4 protein-coding genes are annotated in these 3669 nt (G+C 35.7%); all 4 read left to right on the forward strand.

Going from position 1 to position 3669, the window contains the following annotated elements:
• The first annotated feature begins 649 nt into the window (after nucleotides 1-649).
• The gene (locus JIG41_RS11615) at nucleotides 650-1324 is read left to right on the forward strand and encodes a response regulator transcription factor (protein WP_029609916.1); all 675 of its coding nucleotides are present in this window, start codon (nucleotides 650-652) and stop codon (nucleotides 1322-1324) included.
• Nucleotides 1324-2742 carry a cell wall metabolism sensor histidine kinase WalK gene (locus JIG41_RS11620; protein WP_199524776.1) on the forward strand — a complete coding sequence of 473 codons (1419 nt, stop codon included), beginning with the start codon at nucleotides 1324-1326 and terminating at the stop codon, nucleotides 2740-2742. Before JIG41_RS11615 ends, JIG41_RS11620 begins: the two co-directional genes overlap by 1 nt.
• A complete protein-coding gene (locus JIG41_RS22830) occupies nucleotides 2742-3044 on the forward strand; it encodes a hypothetical protein (RefSeq protein WP_016899343.1) in 303 nt (100 codons plus the stop codon). The genes JIG41_RS11620 and JIG41_RS22830 overlap by 1 nt, the downstream gene beginning before the upstream one ends.
• 298 nt (nucleotides 3045-3342) lie before the next feature.
• Nucleotides 3343-3669 (forward strand): transposase (locus JIG41_RS11630; protein ID WP_199524777.1); only part of this gene is annotated, 327 nt, incomplete at its 3' end.

The raw sequence follows: 3669 nt of genomic DNA on the forward strand, positions 1-3669 counted from the left end.
AATGAACCTAATCTCTCTGCTTTATAAGTTGCTGGGTACCAATTAGGTGCCTTCGTGAAGGCTTGAGCCGTATGCAGTGAAAGTTGCACGTACGGTTCTTAGGAGGGCGACACTTGGTAACAGGTGTCGTCTATCCGACAAAAGCTTGTTAGAACAAAAGGCAGACTGCGACAAATAGCATCGAAAAGTTTCGAACTTTATTGTTATGCATACTTAAAAGTGTAACATCTCCTTTAATGGTTAATATCTGCGGTTGTAAGGGTGAACTGAACTAAAGCATAGTTCTTATAGAGGTAGTACTTTCTGTGCTGATTGGAATCTAACAGAGGCGATGTTGCCAAACTCATTTCTGCCCCAAAACGAGTTTAGTCGAGCGTCGCAAATGAGCGAATTTGAGACACTGATTTTATGTTTGAGTTGTATCAATATATCTACAAAACGGACATTAAGCCTCTTATTTCCCCATGTTCAGTTAACTTAAATACTCTAATTTGTGATTTAAAATTGATTTTTCACAAAAAGAATCTGAAAACTTAGAGGGAAAGCTAGAGCTTTAACGAAATAGCTTTTAAATAAATTAAGTGTAAATTCAGCTACTCTTAAGTTTAAAGCGATATTCTGAATAATATTTACTCAAAGGCATGCATCATTGAAAGTTTTAGTTATCGAAGATTCAATATCACTTAGACGAAGTTTAAGAGTAGGGTTAACCAACCTAGGTTTCACCGTAGATGATACTGGAGATGGTTCTGAGGGACTAAGTATGGCTCTGTCTGGTGATTATTCTCTGTTAATTCTTGATTTAATGTTGCCCTCTGTCGATGGTACTTCAATATTAAAGGCAATTCGTCAGGCAGGAAAAGATATCCGTGTATTAATTTTGTCTGCGAAAGACCTTACAGAAGATAAAGTTGAAGGGCTTCTCAACGGTGCAGATGACTACCTTACTAAACCTTTTTCTTTTGACGAACTGCATGTCCGTTTACTCTGTTTAATGCGGCGCGGTACTTTGAATGTGAACGCTAACAGTATTAATATTGGTGCCGTATCACTAGATTTACATTTAAAACAATTAAGATGTGGTGGTAAAGATGCTCAGCTAACCCCTAATGAATACAAAGTGGTTGAATGCTTATTTTCCAGTCAAGGAAAAGTCATTTCTTCTGAAAAGCTCAGCGAATACCTAGCCGGACAATATGATGCAATTGCAAAAAATTCTATAGAGGCTCACCTTTCTTCTGCTCGGAAAAAAGTAAGAGCTATTGGTTACGAGCTTCCAATTAAAACCAAGCGTGGCTTTGGCTACTTCGTTGAGAGTCATTAATGAATTCAATTCATAAAAAGCTAAGTCGCTATCTATCAATTTCAATCTCATTACTCTTAATTTGTATCTTATTAGCAACTCATATCAGTGTTGATACATGGATTAGTGATGAGTTTGACCGAGCCATGATCAACAAAGTTGGACTACTTGAAACATTAGTTGAAGTAGATGAAAACGGAATAGAATTTGATTTTGCTGGGGAGTTTATGCCGGAATTTGAAGGCAAAGAAAACCCTGAATATTACCAACTTTGGTACAAAAGCGAAGTATTTGAGAGATCTGACACTCTAGAGCTTTTTGAAATAAAAGCTCTCTCTAGATTAGATGTAAAACTACATGAATTTATTATTCAAGATACCGTATTACCAGACGGTAGAAATGGCAGGATGCTGTATACAAAGTTTTTTCCTCAGGTTGACTCTGACATTCGTGAAATACTCGGTATAAGCAGAGAAGAATTTGCAAAGAATCAACAACCAATGGAACTTGCCTATGCGCTAAGTAGAGAAGAGTTAGACTATATCCACTGGTTTGTTGATATTATTTTTATTTTCACATCTATATTTTCCGTATTTATTATAAGAATAATTGTCAAACTTGTTGTTTCTAGGAGTTTAAAACCAATTAGTGAACTCAGTCAGCAGCTAAGAAAAATAAGTTTAAACTCTAAAAACCCGGAAGTTTCAGTAGAATTTTTACCGCAAGAACTCGTTCCGATAGTTGAAGGCGTTAATCAGTTTATTAAAGAAAATCATATTCTGTACATTCGAGAGCAGAGAATGGCTTCTGACATTGCTCACGAATTAAAAACACCAATTGCAGAGCTTATAAGTTTGAGCGAAGTTGCCTTAAGGTTTCCTCATGAAAAGGAAATATCAGATAACCTTGCAAGCGATGTCCATGGAATATCCTATCGCTTAAAAAATATCGTTAGTAGCATCATGCTATTACAAAAAAGTAGTAGTAGCCATGAGTTAGAAACTAGCAAAATTAACCTAACGGATCTAATTAGTAACATTATCTCAAGAGAAAATTCAGACGATAGAGATATTACACTTCTTTTTGATATACCTTCATTAATAGTAAATACCAACAAATTTGCTTTAGAAACTGTGTTATCAAATTTAATTAACAATGCAATCTTTTATAGTCCAACTAATTCAGCAATAGAGATAACAACATCAAAAATTGATAATAGAAATGCTTTAATCAAAATTTCAAATATCTGCTACGAAAATTATCAAGAAAATGAGCTTAAATTGTTTTTTGATCCTTTATGGCAAAAAGACGAATCAAGAACATCAACAGAACGATTTGGATTAGGTTTAGCAATAGTAAAATCCTACTGTGAAAAAATTGGAGCAACTGTTTCAATATCGCTAGTTGAGAAGAAAATAACATTTACTGTATCGCTGTAATGAACAAGTCTTTTAACGCTTCTTTACAACTTCTTTATCTGTTTGCTTCAAGTATTGCCTTTGCAACTGAAGTTGTCGTTGATGGCTCTCTGAATGATTCAGGTTGGCAAAGCGCGAAGAGAAACACAGTTAATTACCAAGTTGTTCCACAAACGCTAACAAAGGTAGAGCTTAAAAACTTAAATCAAGCTAATAGCCATAATCAGTTTAATGTCTTTCATACCGTTTTAGGAGCGCTTAGCCTTGAGTCATCAATATATGATAGTACGCTTGATGTATTGCATAACTCTGGTGAACATTAGAAATTATGTTGAACTACAACAGCGTTATTAAAATTATTATATTGGTAATGCTTTATTTTGCCTTACCAATAACTGCTGCCCCTCTTATTAAAAGTGGTTCTGAAGAAACATCTGAATTGAATTTATATACCGCGAAATATAGTGTATTACGGGGCAAGAAAAAATATGGTCGAGCCACAAGAAAACTAAGTAAAAATAATACTTCTTATTCGTTATCAGGCGTTGTTTCCTAAAAGTTTGAACTATCTTGCCAGCCTGTGATCAGATCATCTATATCCTACTAGCCTGTGCAACAACAATGAGCAAAATCACAAACTGGTCTCACTATAATCAAGCCCTCGTTAACCGCGGTAATATTCGCTTCTGGTTTGACGAAAAAGCAACGCGTCATTGGTATAACGAATGTACTCACGGTGGGCGTGGCCGCTCTAATCATTTCTCTGATCTTGCTATTGAAACTTGCTTAACACTCAAAGCTGTCTTTGGCTTATCGTTCAGGGCACTACAAGGGTTCACACAATCGGTATTATCTTTGATGAAGCTTCCGCTTGAAGCCCCAACCTACAGTTGTCTGTGTAAGCGCAGTGCTGAGTTGAATATTAAATTTCGCAGTAAAGTCCGCACC

Source organism: Pseudoalteromonas sp. bablab_jr011 (assembly GCF_016464045.1).
Lineage (GTDB): Bacteria > Pseudomonadota > Gammaproteobacteria > Enterobacterales > Alteromonadaceae > Pseudoalteromonas > Pseudoalteromonas lipolytica.